This window comes from Falsiroseomonas sp. HW251 (assembly GCF_050563545.1).
GTDB lineage: Bacteria > Pseudomonadota > Alphaproteobacteria > Acetobacterales > Acetobacteraceae > Falsiroseomonas.
The window spans coordinates 40,147-55,431 of record NZ_JBNXUM010000030.1 but is presented as its reverse complement, the minus strand read 5'-3'; the positions used below and the strand labels follow the sequence as shown (position 1 = coordinate 55,431).

General features: G+C 71.0%; 16 protein-coding genes. 10 read left to right on the top strand and 6 right to left on the bottom strand.

What is annotated here, in order from left to right; translation table 11 throughout:
• Positions 1–168: 168 nt before the first annotated feature.
• From ACLF3M_RS27690 to ACLF3M_RS27680, 3 genes are read left to right on the top strand one after another with little or no spacing between them, the layout of a single operon-like run.
• A complete protein-coding gene (locus ACLF3M_RS27690) occupies positions 169–708 on the top strand; it encodes a MarR family winged helix-turn-helix transcriptional regulator (RefSeq protein ID WP_430660272.1) in 540 nt (179 codons plus the stop codon).
• Positions 705–1,430 (top strand): response regulator, encoded by a 726-nt coding sequence (locus ACLF3M_RS27685; protein WP_430660239.1) that lies wholly within the window; start codon positions 705–707, stop codon positions 1,428–1,430. The genes ACLF3M_RS27690 and ACLF3M_RS27685 overlap by 4 nt, the downstream gene beginning before the upstream one ends.
• 12 nt (positions 1,431–1,442) lie before the next feature.
• Entirely contained in the window at positions 1,443–2,801 is a 1,359-nt protein-coding gene (locus tag ACLF3M_RS27680; protein WP_430660238.1) for an ATP-binding protein, read from the top strand.
• Positions 2,802–2,996: 195 nt separating this feature from the next.
• Here ACLF3M_RS27680 and ACLF3M_RS27675 read toward each other — a convergent pair whose 3' ends face one another.
• Positions 2,997–3,716, bottom strand: a complete 720-nt coding sequence (locus tag ACLF3M_RS27675; RefSeq protein WP_430660237.1) for an aspartate/glutamate racemase family protein — start codon at positions 3,714–3,716, stop codon at positions 2,997–2,999.
• A 120-nt stretch (positions 3,717–3,836) separates the two neighbouring features.
• Between ACLF3M_RS27675 and ACLF3M_RS27670 the strand changes: the two genes are divergently transcribed.
• Together ACLF3M_RS27670 and ACLF3M_RS27665 are read left to right on the top strand one after the other, a co-directional pair.
• On the top strand, positions 3,837–4,949 hold the full coding sequence (locus tag ACLF3M_RS27670) for an S-(hydroxymethyl)glutathione dehydrogenase/class III alcohol dehydrogenase (RefSeq protein WP_430660236.1): 1,113 nt from the start codon (positions 3,837–3,839) through the stop codon (positions 4,947–4,949).
• Between the two features lie 14 nt (positions 4,950–4,963).
• On the top strand, positions 4,964–6,388 hold the full coding sequence (locus ACLF3M_RS27665) for a M20 family metallopeptidase (protein WP_430660235.1): 1,425 nt from the start codon (positions 4,964–4,966) through the stop codon (positions 6,386–6,388).
• Between the two features lie 79 nt (positions 6,389–6,467).
• On the opposite strand, the gene ACLF3M_RS27660 is transcribed toward ACLF3M_RS27665, so the two are convergent.
• The 4 genes from ACLF3M_RS27660 to ACLF3M_RS27645 form a co-directional block, all read right to left on the bottom strand.
• Positions 6,468–7,238, bottom strand: a complete 771-nt coding sequence (locus ACLF3M_RS27660; RefSeq protein ID WP_430660234.1) for an ATP-binding cassette domain-containing protein — start codon at positions 7,236–7,238, stop codon at positions 6,468–6,470.
• Positions 7,235–8,572, bottom strand: a complete 1,338-nt coding sequence (locus ACLF3M_RS27655; RefSeq protein ID WP_430660233.1) for a sugar ABC transporter permease — start codon at positions 8,570–8,572, stop codon at positions 7,235–7,237. The genes ACLF3M_RS27660 and ACLF3M_RS27655 overlap by 4 nt, the downstream gene beginning before the upstream one ends.
• Positions 8,569–9,615, bottom strand: coding sequence for a D-xylose ABC transporter substrate-binding protein (xylF, locus tag ACLF3M_RS27650; protein ID WP_430660232.1), 1,047 nt, complete (start codon positions 9,613–9,615; stop codon positions 8,569–8,571). Before xylF ends, ACLF3M_RS27655 begins: the two co-directional genes overlap by 4 nt.
• Positions 9,616–9,719: 104 nt before the next feature.
• The gene (locus ACLF3M_RS27645) at positions 9,720–10,481 is read right to left on the bottom strand and encodes an amino acid ABC transporter permease (RefSeq protein ID WP_430660231.1); all 762 of its coding nucleotides are present in this window, start codon (positions 10,479–10,481) and stop codon (positions 9,720–9,722) included.
• 90 nt (positions 10,482–10,571) lie between these two features.
• On the opposite strand from ACLF3M_RS27645, the gene ACLF3M_RS27640 reads away from it, so the two are divergent.
• On the top strand, positions 10,572–11,369 hold the full coding sequence (locus ACLF3M_RS27640) for a transporter substrate-binding domain-containing protein (RefSeq protein WP_430660230.1): 798 nt from the start codon (positions 10,572–10,574) through the stop codon (positions 11,367–11,369).
• A gap of 2 nt (positions 11,370–11,371) precedes the next feature.
• Positions 11,372–11,761: a Rid family hydrolase gene (locus ACLF3M_RS27635; RefSeq protein WP_430660229.1), complete on the top strand. Its 390-nt coding sequence runs from the start codon at positions 11,372–11,374 to the stop codon at positions 11,759–11,761.
• On the opposite strand, the gene ACLF3M_RS27630 is transcribed toward ACLF3M_RS27635, so the two are convergent.
• Positions 11,746–12,540: a creatininase family protein gene (locus tag ACLF3M_RS27630; RefSeq protein ID WP_430660228.1), complete on the bottom strand. Its 795-nt coding sequence runs from the start codon at positions 12,538–12,540 to the stop codon at positions 11,746–11,748. The two genes, ACLF3M_RS27635 and ACLF3M_RS27630, sit on opposite strands and share 16 nt — an antisense overlap.
• Before the next feature lie 88 nt (positions 12,541–12,628).
• Between ACLF3M_RS27630 and ACLF3M_RS27625 the strand changes: the two genes are divergently transcribed.
• From ACLF3M_RS27625 to ACLF3M_RS27615, 3 genes are all read left to right on the top strand, one after another.
• On the top strand, positions 12,629–13,624 hold the full coding sequence (locus tag ACLF3M_RS27625; RefSeq protein ID WP_430660227.1) for an isopenicillin N synthase family dioxygenase: 996 nt from the start codon (positions 12,629–12,631) through the stop codon (positions 13,622–13,624).
• A gap of 92 nt (positions 13,625–13,716) precedes the next feature.
• Positions 13,717–14,343 carry a carboxymuconolactone decarboxylase family protein gene (locus ACLF3M_RS27620; protein ID WP_430660226.1) on the top strand — a complete coding sequence of 209 codons (627 nt, stop codon included), beginning with the start codon at positions 13,717–13,719 and terminating at the stop codon, positions 14,341–14,343.
• Between the two features lie 33 nt (positions 14,344–14,376).
• Positions 14,377–15,264, top strand: coding sequence for a hypothetical protein (locus ACLF3M_RS27615; RefSeq protein WP_430660225.1), 888 nt, complete (start codon positions 14,377–14,379; stop codon positions 15,262–15,264).
• The last annotated feature ends 21 nt before the right edge of the window (positions 15,265–15,285 follow it).

Genomic DNA, 15,285 nt, shown 5'->3' with positions numbered 1-15,285 from the left:
GGCGGATGCCGGTCGCCTGCGCCGGCCTGTGCCGGTCGCTACCTGTCGGCACGCCGTTGTCCTATATGCTGGCCACGGTGCCGTGCGACGGCCCGGAGCATCGCGCGGCGGAGGGAATGCGTCAACAATGCTGACCCAATTCGGGCCCCACGGGAACGCATGACGGTCATGCCCAGAGCCGTGCCGGCCGAGGAGGCGCGCGGGACACCCCCGGCCGGGCGCAACCTGCTCTTCCTGCGGGAGGAGGAGCTGCGCCTCGCCCAGGACCTGCTGTTCTTCGGCTATCGCGACTTCACCGCCGGGGCGGATGCGATCCTGGCCGATCTCGGCATGGGGCGGGCGCATCACCGCGTGCTGCATTTCGTGGGGCGCCGGCCCGGCATCACGGTGGGCGAGCTGCTCGGCATCCTCGCCATCACCAAGCAGTCGCTGGGGCGCGTGCTGACGCCGCTGATCGAGGATGGCTACGTCACGCAGGCCCCGGGCCAGTCCGACCGCCGCCAGCGCCTGCTGTCCCTGACGGAGAAGGGCGCCGCGCTGGAACGCCGCCTGTACGAACGCCAGCGGGACACCGTGATGGCCGCCTATCGCGAGGCCGGCCCGCAGGCGGTCGAGGGCTTCCGGCGCGTGATGCGCGGCCTGATGGGCCCCGACGCGCGCGCTGCCCTGGCCCGCCTGGAAGCGGCGCCGCCCGAGGGCACGCCATGAGCACCGCGACCCTTCCCGCCGCCGAGGCGACCGAAGCGCCGCACATCCTGGTGGTGGACGACGACGCCAGGCTGCGCGCGCTGCTGCAGCGCTTCCTGTCGGACCAGGGCTTCCGCGTCACCGGCGCGGCGGATGCCGGCGCGGCGCGCCATGCGCTGGCCGGCTTCGCCTTCGACCTCATGGTGCTCGACGTCATGATGCCCGGCGAAAGCGGTCTCGAGCTGGTGGAGAGCCTGCGGCGCGAGGGGCACGACGTGCCGGTCATCATGCTGACCGCGCGGGGATCGCCGGACGACCGCATCGCGGGGCTGGAGGCCGGGGTGGACGACTATCTCGGCAAGCCCTTCGACCCGCGCGAGCTCGCGCTGCGCATCCGCACGATCCTCCGCCGTGCCGCGCCGCCGCCGGCGGAGGTGACGACGGGGCCCGTCCAGCTCGGTGCGCGCTGGTTCGACCCGCAGCGGCAGGAGCTGCGCGGGCCGGAGGGCATCATCCGCCTGACCGGCGGCGAGGCCGCGCTGCTCGGCGCGCTCGCCGCGCGGCCGAACGACGTGCTCAGCCGCGAGGACATCGCCGCCGCCCTCGGCACGCCGGAGGCCGGGGAGCGCGCGATCGACGTGCAGGTCACGCGGCTGCGCCGCAAGATAGAACCCGATCCGCGCGAGCCCCGCTTCATCCAGACCGTGCGCCACAAGGGCTACGTCCTGCGGCCGGGCGTGTAGGCGCAGCGCAGCGTGCCGCCCTTCTCCCGCCTGCTGCGCCTGCTGATGCCGCGGGGGCTGCTCGGGCGCAGCCTGCTGATCATCCTGCTGCCGCTGCTGATCCTGCAGGGCGTCGCGCTGCAGGTCTTCTACGGCTCGCATCTCGACGTCATCTCGCGCCGCCTGGCCGGCGCCGTCGCCGGCGAGGTCAGCTTCGTCGTGGAGCTGATCCTGCGCGACCCCTCGGCGGAGAACCGCGCTGTCGTCTTCCGGGAGGCCGCCTGGCGCTTCGAGCTCGGCATGGCCTTCGAGGACGGCGCCTCGCTCGGCCCCACGCCGGGCCGCGCCGCGTCGCTGCCGCTCCTGCCGCTCGAGGAGGATCTGCAGAGCGCGCTGGTCGAGCGCATCGGCCGGCCGTTCGACGCGGACTGGACCTCCGACCCGCGCAGCGTGATCATCCGCATCCAGCTGCCGGGCGGCGTGCTGCATGTCGAGGCGCCGCGCAAGCGGCTGTTCAGCGGCACGCTTTATCTGTTCATGATCTGGCTGGTCGGCTCCTCCGCGCTGCTCTTCCTCGTCGCGGCGCTGTTCATGAAGAACCAGGTGCGCGCGATCCGGCGCCTGGCGGGCGCGGCGGAGGCCTTCGGCCTTGGCCGTGACATCGGCCCGATGAAGCCGGAGGGGGCCGCCGAGGTCCGCCAGGCCGCAGTCGCCTTCAACCGCATGCAGGAACGCATCCGGCGCTTCGTCGGCCAGCGCACCGAGATGCTGGCCGGCATCAGCCACGACCTCCGCACGCCGCTGACGCGCATGCGGCTCGGCCTCGCGGTGCTGCCGCGGACGGAGGAGGAGGAGGCCGACATCTCGGCGCTGACGGAGGATGTCGAGGAGATGGAGCGGATGATCGCCGCCTACCTCGCCTTCGCCCGCGGCGAGGTGGCGGAGCAGCCGCGCCCGGCGGACCTCGCCGCCATCGTGCGCGACGTCGCGCAGAAGGCCCGGCGCGACGGCGCCGAGGTCGTGGTGGAGGCGCCGGAGGCGCTGGTGCTGCCGCTGCGCCCGGATGCGCTGCGGCGCTGCCTGGCGAACCTGCTGGACAATGCGCGCAAGCATGCCAGGCGGATCGCGGTCGCGGTGACGGAGCAGCCGCGCGACGAGCCCGCGCCGACGGGACGGCCGGGCTGGGCGCAGGTCACGGTGGACGACGACGGACCCGGCATCGCGTCCGACCAGCGCGAGGAGGCCTTCCGCCCCTTCGCGACCTTCAGTGCCGGCGGGACCGGGCTCGGGCTCGCCATCGCGCGCGACATCGTGCGCGCGCATGGCGGCGACATCGTGCTGGAGGAAAGCCCCCTGGGTGGCCTGCGCGCGCGGGTCCGCCTGCCGGTCTGAAGGCGCCCGGTTTTCCGTTGCGCCCCGGCATCGCGCGCGCGTAACATCAGCCGATCACACCGCCCGTGCGCCCATGCGACGGCCCGCCCTTCCGGCGGGCCGTCGGCGTTTCGGGGCGGGGTGCGCTTTTGTCCGAAGGCGGCGCTGCCAAAGCGGTAAAACGTTAAAAGGCTAAAACGCTAAAATCCGCGTCTCCTACCCCAGCCGCGCCGCCAGCCATGGCGAGAGCCCCACCGTCTCCACGGCCTGGTGCGGCACGAGCCCTGCCGGACCCTGTCGCAGCGCGGCGATCGCGGCGCGCACCCCGGCCTCGACCGAGCAGATCACCGGGACCGGGACCCGGTCCTTCAGCCGCGCCGCAAGCCCGACCAGGCCCGCGCCGCCGAGGATCACCGCGCCGGCGCCGTCGTGTTCCGCGCTGGCGCGGCACGCCTCCGCCAGGATCGCCAGCGCAGCGTTGGGATCGCGCGCGATCTCGCCGCCCGAGGGCGCGACGGTGCGCACGCCGGCCAGGCCCGCATAGCCGCGGGCGGCGTGGAACTCCTCCAGCATCGGCTTCCAGGCGGCGCCGCCCGTCACCACGCCGAAGCGCGGGGCGATGCGAAGCGCCTCCTGCGCTGCAGCGTCGGCGAGGCCCAGCACCGGCACGGCCGCGATCTCGCGGATCGCATCGAGGCCGGGGTCGCCGTAGCAGCCGATCAGCACGGCATCCATGCCCGCGCCCTGCTCGACATAGGCGTCGAGCGCCGCGTGCTGCGCGATGGCCGAGGCCGCGCGGGAGGCGATGTAGCGCGCGCCGAAGCGCGCCGTGGCGCCGACGAAGGTGACGCTCGCCGGAGCCATGGCCTGGGCGACCGAGACCAGGCGGTCCGTGATGGCGGCGGTGGTGTTGGCATTGAGCAGCAGGATGCGCATGCCGGGCTTGTTCGCCCCTGGCGCGATCCCGCGCAACCCTCGATCCGTCATCGCATGGGGCGGGGCTGACGCGGAGCGCGAAGCGTCGCAGGATGCGCCGACGCCTCGAGGAGGAACGGGATGAAGACGCGCGCGGCGGTGGCCTGGGCGGCGGGGAAGCCGCTGGACGTGACGACGGTGGACATCGAGGGCCCGAAGGCCGGCGAGGTGCTGGTCGAGGTGAAGGCCACGGGCCTCTGCCACACCGACCTCTACACGCTGTCGGGCGCGGATCCCGAAGGACTGTTCCCCGCCATCCTGGGCCATGAGGGCGCGGGCATCGTGCGCGAGGTCGGCGCGGGCGTGACCAGCGTGAAGCCGGGCGACCATGTCATCCCGCTCTACACGCCGGAATGCCGGCAGTGCAAAACCTGCCTGTCGCGGCGGTCGAACCTCTGCACCGCGATCCGCGCGACGCAGGGCAAGGGCGTGATGCCGGATGGCACATCGCGCTTTTCCTGCGATGGCGGGCAAGTCATGCACTACATGGGCTGCTCGACCTTCGCGAACTTCACGGTGCTGCCGGAGATCGCGGTCGCCAAGGTGCGGGAGGACGCGCCCTTTGAGAAGATCTGCTACATCGGCTGCGGGGTGACGACCGGCATCGGCGCCGTGATCAACACGGCGAAGGTCTGGCCGGGCGCCAATGTCGCGGTCTTCGGCCTCGGCGGCATCGGGCTTAACGTGATCCAGGGCGCGCGCATGGTCGGCGCCGACAGGATCATCGGGGTGGACATCAACCCCGCGCGCGAGGAGATGGCGCGCAAATTCGGCATGACGCATTTCGTCAACCCGAAGGAGGTGGGCGACGACAAGGTCGTGCAGGCCATCGTGGACCTGACGGGCGGCGGGGCGGATTTCAGCTTCGAATGCGTGGGCAACGTCAAGCTAATGCGCCAGGCTCTGGAATGCTGCCACCGCGGCTGGGGCGAGAGCATCATCATCGGGGTCGCCGGCGCCGGGCAGGAGATCGCGACACGTCCCTTCCAGCTCGTCACCGGCCGCGTCTGGAAGGGCACCGCCTTTGGCGGCGCCCGCGGGCGCACCGACGTACCGAAGATCGTGGACTGGTACATGGAAGGGAAGATCGACATCGACAGCCTGATCACCCATGTGATGCCGCTCGATCGGATCAACCATGGCTTCGAACTGATGGAGCGTGGCGAGTCCATCCGCTCCGTCGTGGTGTATTGAAGGAGTTCAGAACGATGCAGAACGAGGAACAGGTCTGGCGCCTGGTGGAGGAGAAGCGCGACGACTTCGTGGCGCTGTCCGACCGCGTCTGGGGGATGCCGGAGCTCTGCTACGATGAGCACCGCTCCGCCGAGGAGCACCGGCAGATGCTGGAGCGCGAGGGCTTTCGCGTCACCACCAACGTGGCGGGCATCCCGACGGCGCTGATGGGCGAGGCCGGAGAGGAAGGTCCGGTCATCGCCATCCTCGGCGAATACGACGCGCTGCCCGGCCTGTCGCAGGAAGCCGGCGTCGCGGAGCCGAAGCCGGTGCCGGGCGAGACGCGCGGGCATGGCTGCGGCCACAACCTGCTGGGTTCCGGCGCGATGCTGGCCGCCGCGGCGGTGAAGGACTGGCTGAACGCGAACGGTATGAAGGGCCGCGTGCGCTACTACGGCTGCCCGGCCGAGGAAGGCGGCGCCGCCAAGGGCTTCATGGTCCGCAGCGGCGCCTTCGACGACGTTGACATCGCGATCTCCTGGCATCCCGCCTGCTTCGCTGGCGTGAACGAGCCGCGGAGCCTGGCCAACACGCGCATCGACTTCACCTTCCATGGCCGGTCCAGCCATGCGGCCGCGGCGCCGCATCTCGGGCGGTCGGCGCTGGATGCGGTGGAGCTGATGAATGTCGGCGTGAACTACATGCGCGAGCACATGCCCTCCGACGCGCGTATCCACTACGCCTATCTCGACGCCGGCGGGATCGCGCCGAACGTCGTTCAGGGCCGCGCCAAGGTCCGCTACCTCATCCGCGCGCGGAACCTCGAGGAGCTGCGGCCGCTGGTGGCGCGCGTGCGCAAGATCGCGGACGGCGCGGCGCTGATGACCGAGACGACGGTCGAGACGCAGGTCGTCTCGGCCGTGTCGGACCTGCTGGGCAACACGCCTCTGGAGGCGCTGCTGCACAAGAACCTCGAGCGCCTGGGCCCGCCGCCCTTCACGCCGGAGGACCACGCTTTCGCGAAGGAGATCCAGAAGACGCTGCGCGAGGAGGACATCGTCGCGGCCTATCGGCGCCAGGGCATGCCGGTCGACATGAACAAGGCGCTGACGACCGAGATCGTGCCGGTGGAGGCGCAGGGCGCGGGCATGATCGGATCCACCGATGTCGGCGACGTCTCGTGGAAGGTGCCTACGGTGCAGGCGCGTGGCGCCACCTGGCCGATCGGCACGCCCGCGCATAGCTGGCAGGTCGTCGCCGTCGGCAAGAGCAACCTGGCTCATACCGGCATGGTGCATGTGGCGAAGGCGATGGCTGGGACGGCGATCGACGCGCTGCAGAACCCCGACCTGATCGCGAAGGCGAAGGAGGACCACCGCAAGCGCACGGGCGGCAAGCCCTATGAGAGCCCGCTGCCCGCGGATGCGAAGCCGGCGTTGGGGATGTCGCTGGCGGAGTAGGCCTGACCCCTCCCCCGCTCTTGCATTCCCTCGCCCGCTTGCGGGGGAGGGAGGCGCTGATGCGGGGTCGGTGACAGCCCTACTGCATCGCCCCCGGGCCGGGCACCGCGCCCGGGGGACACTTGCCCAGGATGATCATCCCGAGCGCCTCGTCCTTCGTGATGTCGGCGACCTTCGCCGTGCCCACGAGCTTCCCGTTCTTCATCACGCTGATGCGGTCCGCGAGGTCGAAGACGTCGTGGATGTCATGGCTGATGAGGAAGATCCCGATCCCCTGCGCCTTCAGCTGCTTCACCAACTCGCCGACCTGCCGCGTCTCCGCCGGACCGAGCGCCGCCGTCGGCTCGTCCATGATCAGGATGCGCGCGTCGAAATGGATGGCGCGCGCGATCGCGACGGATTGGCGCTGGCCGCCGGACAGCGCGCGCACGGGTTCCTTGAAGCGGCGGAAATGCGGGTTGAGCCGGCCCATGACCTGGCGCGTCGCCGCCTCCATCGCGGCGTCGTCCAGCGTGCCCCAGCGCGTCAGGATCTCTCGCCCGAGGAAGATGTTCGCGGCCGCGTCGAGATTGTCGGCCAGCGCCAGCGTCTGGTAGATCGTCTCGATGCCGTAGCGTCGGGCATCGCGTGGCGAGTGGATCTGCGCGGGCTCGCCGCGCACGTCGATCTCGCCCTGATCCGCGCGGTAGGCGCCCGACAGCACCTTGATCAGCGTGGACTTGCCGGCGCCGTTATGGCCGAGCAGGCCGACCACCTCGCCCTCGTGCAGGTCGACGCTGGCGCCGTCCACGGCCTTGATGCCGCCGAAGGACAGGTGGATGTCCCTCATCTCGACCAGCGGGGCCGTCACTTGACGCGCCTCCGGTAGACCGTGTCGAGCCAGACCGCGAGCACCAGCACCAGGCCCACCACGATGTTCTGCATCGGCGCATCAACGCCAAGCAGCACCATGCCGGACTGGAGCGACTGCATGACCAGCGCGCCGAGCATCGCGCCCGCGATCGTCCCCGCCCCGCCGGCGAGCGAGGTGCCGCCGATCACGGCCGCGGCGATGACATAGAGCTCGTCCAGCGAGCCCGCCGCGTTCGTCGCGGCGTTCAGCCGCGCGGTGGAGATGCAGGCGGCGATGCCGCAAAGCGCGCCCATCAGACCGAAGACCAGCATGATGGTGCGCCGCGTGTTGATGCCGCCGAGCTCCGCAGCCTCGGGGTTGCCGCCGATCGCGAAGACCGCGCGGCCGAAGCGCGTGCGCGTCGTCAGCACCGTGATCGCAATGCCGACGCCGATCGCGACCAGCACGGGGATCGCCAGGCCATGCGCGATGAAGGTGCCGGGCACCCAGCTGCCGCCCGCGGCTTCGACCATGCGGCGCGCGATGCCGACCGGCAGCGGGTAGCTGTTCGCCACCATCACCGCGCCCAGCACCGCGCCGACGGCGAGCACCATCACCACCGCCTCGGCCCAGACAGGTCGCACGGGGAAGCCGAAGCCGAGCCGCCTGCGCCGCGCCAGCAGCAGCGCCACCGCGATCGCCGCGGCCGCGACGCCGCCGATGATCCAGGACGCCGTCGCGCCGATCGCGCCTTCGACCCCGCCGCCCAGCATGCGGAAGCGCCCGTCCATCGGGGCCACGGTCTGGCCCTGCGTCACCCACCAGGCCGCCCCGCGCCAGACCAGCAGCCCACCCAGCGTGACGATGAAGGAAGGAATGGACAGCCAGGCGATCAGCGCGCCCTGGAACAGCCCGATCGCGCCACCGATGACGATCGCGGCGATCACCGCGATGACCCAGGTCAGCGGGTTCTCGAGCCCGACGATGTCGGGCAGCACGCGCGCCTGCAGCACGCCGATCAGCATCCCCGTCACGCCGAGGATCGCGCCGACCGACAGATCGATGTTGCGCGTGACGATGACCAGCACCATGCCACACGCCATGACGGCGACCGAGGCCGTCTGGACCGACAGGTTCCAGAGGTTGCGCGGCGTCAGGAACGCCCCGCCTGACAGCAGGTCGAAGCCGACCCAGATCGCGACCAGCGCGGCCAGCATGCCGATCAGGCGCGGATCGACCTCAAGCGCGCGCATCGCGTCGGAGACGCGGGGCCTGCCGGGCCCCGCGCCCGAGGTCTCGCCGAAGCCGCGCTGGGCGGTCGCGCCCGCGGCGCGCGGGGCGTGGTCGCTCAAGAGCAGGCCGGCACGCGGCCGGCTGGGACACCCTGGCAGACCGCGTCACGCGTCGCCCAGCCGCCCTGAATGACGAGCTGCAGGTTCTCCCGCGTGATGGGCTGCGGGCGGAGGAACAGCGCGGTCATGTTGGCGCGCGACGGGCCCTGGTTCCACTGCACGGATCCCGGCACCTCGTTCAGCCGGGCCCCGCCGGCGAGGCGCAGCGCGATCTCGGCGGCGTTCTTGCCGAGCTCGCGCGCGTCCTTCCAGATCGTCACGGTCTGCGTGCCCTGCGCGATGCGGTTCAGCGCGGCGCGGTCGGCGTCCTGGCCGGAGACCGGAACGCTGCCCGCCATGCCCTGCGCCGCCAGCGCCGCGATCGCCCCGCCCGCGGTGCCGTCGTTCGCGGCGATCACGGCGTCCACCCGGTTGTTGTTGCGGGTCAGGATCTGCTCCATGTTCCGCTGAGCATTGGCGGGCAGCCAGCCATCGGTGAAGGCCTCGCCGACGTTGCGGATGCGCCCCGCGTCGATGGCGGGCTTCAGCACCTCCATGCTGCCCTGGTACAGGAAGCCCGCATTCGGATCGGCGCTGCTGCCCTTGATGAAGGCGTAGCTGCCCTCGGGCTTCGCGGCCTGCACGGCGCGGGCCATCATGCGGCCGACCTCGATGTTGTCGAAGGTCAGGTAGAAGGCGCGCGGATCCTCGATCAGCCGGTCATAGCCGACGACGGCGACACCCTCGTTCAGCGCCTTGTCCACGGCAGGGCGGACAGCCTGCGCATCCTGCGCGAGGACGATGATGGCCTTCACGCCGCGCGACAACAGGCTCTCGATGTCGGCGAGCTGCTTCGTCGGATTGGACTGCGCATCGGCCGAGACATAGGTCGCGCCGGCGGCGCGGAGCGTGGCCTGGATCGCGGCCTCGTCGGTCTTCCAGCGCTCCTCCTGGAAGTTCGACCAGGAGACGCCGACGGAGGTGCCGCGCTGCGCGCGCGCCAGGCCCGGCATGGCGAGGAACGGCAGGCCGGCGCCGGCCGCAAGCAGATGACGACGATTCATGGCTGACAGCTCCACCCCAGGGCCGTGCGGCGTTGCGATGCCGCTTCGACCCAATTGGATGGGATGGCTCAGCGCGCCGTCAAGCTCAACTTATCCGGGTATGGTCACGCGTCGCGGCGCAGCGACTGGTCGGCGCCCATGCGCCCCTCCAGCCACCGCACCGCGGCCGAGATCAGCAGGATCAGCACGAGGTATTCCAGGATGAGGATCGTGTAGAGCTCGAGCGGGCGGAAGACCGTGACGACGAGCTCGTTCGCCTTCCGCGTCAGCTCCTGATAGCCGATGACGCTTGCGAGGCTGCTCATCTTCACGACGTAGATGAACTGGTTGGCGATGGGCGGCAGCACGCGGCGGATCGCCTGGGGCAGGATGACGAAGCGCATGCGATGCCAGGGATGCAGCCCGAGCGCCATCGCGGCCTCGCGCTGGCCGCGTTCGACGGACTGGATGCCGGCGCGGAAGATCTCGGCTTCGAAGGCGGAGTCGCACAGCGCGATGGCGAGCATCGCCGCGACGAAGACGTCGAGCCGGATGTCGAGCACCACCGGCAGCCCATAGAAGACCCAGAGGATCATCACCAGGATCGGGATGGCGCGGAACAGCTCGACATAGACGCGGTTGACGAGCCGCAGCGGCCGCGTCTTCGCCATGCCGAGCAAGGCGACGGCAAACCCGAGCACGAGCGACAACGCCATCGTCGCGAAGGACAGCGACACCGTCGCCCAGAAGCCCGACAGCATGAACAGCAGGTTGGCCTGGCCACGCGTGTCCGCGGGATTGACGACATGCCAGCCCCAATTGCCGCCGCATCCCGCGAGCAGCAGAGGCAGGGCCAGCAACAGGATTACTCGCAGCTGGCCCGTCATCACGCTCTCGCCTGTTGCACCGCAGCGACGAATGTCGCACGGTTCCGTGACCGCGCAAGCCGCATCATTTCCCCATGAGGAGACCGCCCGATGAACCGCCGTTCCCTCCCGGTTGCGGCCGCGGCCGCCGCGCTCGCCCTTCCGGCGCAGGCCCAGGCGCAGGCCGCCGCGGGCGGGAAGCTCGCCTCGATCCAGTCCTCCGGGCGCATCCGTTTCGGCACGACCGGCGACTTCAATCCGATGAGCTTCCGCGACCCCGCGAGCCGCGAATACCGCGGCCATCAGATCGAGGCCGCGCAGCAACTGGCGCGCGACATGAATGTCCGCGCCGAGTTCGTCGCGGCGGATTGGCGCACGCTGATCAACGGGCTGCAGGCCGACCAGTACGACCTGGTTTTCACGGGGACATCGATGTCCGTGCCGCGCGCGATGGCGGCGAGCTTCTCCATCCCCTGGGGCCGCAATGCCTTCGTCCCGCTGGTTCGCCGCCGTGACGCGAACAGGTTCGCGAACTGGGACGCGCTGAACCAGCGCAGCGTGTCGATCGGCGTGAACCTCGGCACGACGATGGAGACCTGGGTGCAGGGATCGCTCCCCGGCGCGACGCTTAGGCGGGTCGAAAGCCCGGCGCGCGACTGGCAGGAATTGCTGGGCGGGCGGGTGGACGCCACGATGTCGTCCCTGATCGAGGCGGCATTCCTGACGCGCGAATACCCGGACCTGGTCGCGATCTTCCAGAACACGCCGCGCAACCCGATCCCGATGGCCTTCCTCTCGCCGCTGAACGACGTGGTGTTCAAGAACTTCCTCGACGCCTGGATCACCATTCGCCTCGCCAGCGGCTTCTTCGACGAGATCAACCAGAAATGGGGCGTCACCCAGGCCTAGACGTGACGCGACGCTCCTTCGACACGGGCCGGCCCTGGGAGAAGTCATGCGGCTATAGCCGCGCCGTCCGCGTCGGCCCCTATGCCGAGACCGCGCTGTGCAGCCCCTGCGCCGATGACGGCACGGTGCTGCATCCCGGCGACGTCTATCGCCAGACGCTGGCCTGCCTCGACCTGATCCGCGCCTCGCTGGAGGCCGTGGGGATGGCGATGGATGACGTGGTGAAGACCCGCATCTACGTCGCCAATCCAGCGCATTGGGTGGAATCCGGCAGGGCGCATGGCGAGGTCTTCCGCGCGATCCGCCCGGCGCTTGGCTGGGTCTACATGACCGGCTTCTTCGCGCCGGGCATCACCGTGGAGGTGGAGGCGACGGCCTATCGCGCGGACTGATCGGGCGCGGCCTCGAAGGCGGCGAAGGCCTCCGCGACGTCCTGCGCGGCCGCATCCAGAAGCCGCTCGCCGTCCTCCGCGGTCGCCAGCGACGGGTCGCTGCCGATGGGCCCGTCCGGGAAGCGCGCGGCATGGCGTGCGGCATCCTCGTGCCGGTCGCCGCCGAGGTCGTGCAGCGGGTCGTGCGCCACCGCGCGCCAGGCCGGCCAGGCGTCCCGCGGGACGGCCAGAGCGGGATGCACCGTCATCGCGATCGCGACCTCGGACGGGGTTACGTGGAAGCCCTCGCGGTCGCCATACAGCTCGCGACGCAACGCGGCGAGCCGCGGCCCCTCCCACCAGGCCCGCAGCTTGGCGCTGACCGGCGCGGGGAAGCGCAGCCGGCCCAGCGAGACCTCGGCCATCACCTCCTGGATCGCGGCCTGCGCCGGCGCGGCATTGCCGCCATGGCCGGTCAGCAGCAGCACCCGCGTCAGCCCGCCCATCCCGAGGCTGACGATCGCATCGAAGAGCAGCGCCGACAGCGTGGAGGGCCGCAGGCTCACGCAGCCCGGTGCGCCGAGATGGAACTGCACCATCCCATAGGCCAGCGCCGGCGCGGCGATTCCGCCCACGCGCTCCGCCGCACGCTCGGCCACCGCGCCGGCGCAGATCGCATCCGTGCCGAGCGCGCCTGGCCCCGCATGCGGCTCCAGGCTGCCGAGCGGGAGGATCACGCCGCGGCGTCCGGACGCGATACGGGCCGCGACGGCATCGCGGCTCATCAGGTCGAGGCGCATGCCGCCATGCCAGCACGGCCGTAGCGCGGACGGCAATGCTTCCCTGTCGCGGCGTTCCGCGAGAGGATGCACGCAGGAGGGGTGCCCCATGGCCTATGCGACGGCACGGCAGATCGAACTCGGCGAGATCCCCGTGGTGGATATCGGCGCGCTCCTCGCAGGCGACCCCGCCGGCAGCGCCGCGGCCGGCCGCGCGATGCGCGAGGCCAGCGAGCGCATCGGCTTCTTCTACGTCTCCAACCACGGCGTGCCGCAATCCGCGATCGACGCGGCCTTCGGCGCCGCACGCGACTTCTTCGCGCTGCCGCAGGCACAAAAGGAAAAGGTAAAGGTCAATGGCCTTCACCGCGGATGGATCGGCCATGGCGGAGCGACGATGTTCAGCGGAGCCAAGGTGGATCTGAAGGAGAGCTTCGTCTGGGGTCTCGAGCTTCCGCCCGGCGATCCGGACGTCGCCGCGGGCACGCCGCTGATGGGGCCGAACAACTGGCCCGCCGGCATGCCGGCGCTGCGGCAGGCCGCCTATGGCTACTACGAGCACGTGCTGACGCTTGGACGTCGCGTGCTGCGCGGCCTCGCGCTGAGCCTGGGGCGTCCGGCCGAATTCTTCGACAGCCGCTTCGCCAGGCCGCTCGCGCGCGGGTCGCTGATCTGGTACCCGCCGCAGCCGCCCGAGCTGGGCCAGGACCAGTTCGGCGTCGCGCCGCACACCGATTATGGCGGGCTGACCTTCCTCTGCCAGGACATGACCGGCGGGCTGCAGGTGCTGAACGCCAGCGGGGAATGGGTCACGGCGCACCCGATCCCGGGCACCTTCGTCGTGAATGTCGGCGACCTCATGCATCGCTGGACCAATGACCGCTTCCGGTCCAACGCGCATCGCGTGGTCAACACCTCGGGCAGGGCGCGGCAATCCGTCGCGGTCTTTTTCGACCCGTCCTTCCACACCGTCGTGGACCCCCGCGACCTGCTGGACGATCCCGCGGAGGCCCGGCACCCTCCCGTCACCTGCGGCGAATGGATCGTCGGGCGCTTCGACAAGGCATTCAAGTACCGCGCGGGCGAGCCGGACGCGCGCGGCTGAGGCGAGGACGGACCCCGCGCGCGGCGGCGCCATCGCCAGGCCGCGCCGGACATCGCGCCCTGCAACGGCGCCTGGTATCGAGGATCGCCTGAATGGACCGCGACAGCCGGAACCCCGCCTGGATCCGCCTGGTGCCCTATGCCGAGAGCGAGGGCTACCTGAGAAGCCTCTATGACCGCGTGAAGGGCCCGGGCGGGCAGATCGACAACGTCATGCGCGCGCACAGCCTGCGGCCGCACACGATGGAAGGCCACAGCGCGCTCTACAAGGCCGTGCTGCACCACGCCGGCAACGGGATGCCGGTGTGGTTCCTGGAATGCCTCGGGATCTACACCAGCCTGTCGAATGCCTGCGGCTATTCCGTCGCGCATCACTTCGCCGGCCTGTCGCGGCTTCTGCAGGACGATGCCCGCGCGCAGGCCATCTACAAGGCGCTGGCCGCCGCGCAGCCCGAGCGCGCCTTCCAGGGCAAGGAACTCGCGCTGCTGCGCCATGTCCGCAAGCTGACGCTGGAGCCACAGAAGATGGAGCAGGCCGACATCGCCGCGCTGCGCGAGGCCGGCGCCGATGACGGCGAGATCCTGGAGGCCAACCAAGTCTGCGCGTATTTCAACTACTCCAACCGCCTCCTGAACGGGCTGGGCGTCACGACGGAGGGCGACGTGCTGGGGACTTCGCCGCCGAACACAGACAGCCTGCAGGACTGGGAGCACCACTGAGAACAGGCGTGCCGCCCGCGCGTTGCGAACGGCATGGAGCAGGATCCCGGGGCGCGTTGGATGGCGCTGATGCGGCGCGGCGCATGGGACGAGGCCTGGGCCCTGTCGGACGAGGCACTCGGCCCGCGTGACTGGACGCTGCCGCGGCATCTTCAGGCCGTGTGGGACGGCTCGCCGCTGGCGGGGCGGCGCGTGCTGGTGCGCTGCTATCACGGGCTCGGCGACACCATCCAGTTCATCCGCCTCGTCGCGCCGCTGCAAGCCATCGCGAAGGATGTCACGGTCTGGGCGCAGCCCGCGTTGATCCCGCTCCTGGCCACGATGCGGAAGGCGCCGCGCCTGCTGCCGCTGCACGACGGCACACCGGAAGCCGAGTACGACGTGGACATCGAGCTCATGGAGCTGGCCCACGCGCTGCGCATCACGCCGACGACGCTGCCGTCGCGCGTGCCCTACCTGCATCCGCCCGCGCCGCCGGCGCGCGACAAGGACGCGCTGGAAGTAGGGCTGGTATGGCGGGCCGGCGATTGGGGCATTCGTCGCTCGATCCCCTTCGACCTGCTGCGGCCGCTCGCCGGCATTCCCGGCGTCCGGTTCAACATCCTGCAGCGCGGGCCGGGCGTGGAGGAGTGCGCGCCCGGCGTCGGCGTTCCGTCCGGCAGCGACGATCCGCTGGCGGCGGCGACATTGATGCGCGGCCTCGACCTCGTCGTCAGCATCGACAGCTTTCCCGCCCACCTTGCCGGCGCGCTCGGCGTGCCGGTGCTGCTGCTGCTCACGGAGCCCGCGGATTGGCGCTGGATGGAGGGCCGCGACGACAGCCCGTGGTACCCGACGATGCGCCTGCTGCGGCAGGAGCGGCCGGGCGACTGGTCGGTGCCCCTGGCCGCGCTGCGCGCCATCCTGGAGCGAGGCGGCTAGCCCCGCATTGCCCTGACTGTG